Origin of the sequence: Staphylococcus canis (assembly GCF_016238445.1) — a bacterium.
GTDB lineage: Bacteria > Bacillota > Bacilli > Staphylococcales > Staphylococcaceae > Staphylococcus > Staphylococcus canis.
The window spans coordinates 1-207 of sequence record NZ_JABANU010000138.1 but is presented as its reverse complement, the minus strand read 5'-3'; the positions used below and the strand labels follow the sequence as shown (position 1 = coordinate 207).

Sequence of the window (207 nt, the reverse complement as noted above, 5' to 3'; positions counted from 1 at the left end):
TCACGCATGGATAACACGACATAACTCGTGCTGGGTTCCCCCATTCGGAAATCTCTGGATCACAGCTTACTTACAGCTCACCAAAGCATATCGTCGTTAGTAACGTCCTTCATCGGCTTCTAGTGCCAAGGCATTCACCGTGCGCCCTTAATAACTTAATCTAGACGTGTTAATAAGCGTTCGCATTCGTCCTCATTTCTTTCTTCG

At 46.4% G+C, this 207-nt stretch carries 1 rRNA gene; it reads right to left on the bottom strand.

From position 1 onward, the window contains the following. Nucleotides 1–161: ribosomal RNA gene (locus HHH54_RS11765) — 23S ribosomal RNA — on the bottom strand; the annotation flags it as partial. Between the last annotated feature and the right edge of the window lie 46 nt (nt 162–207).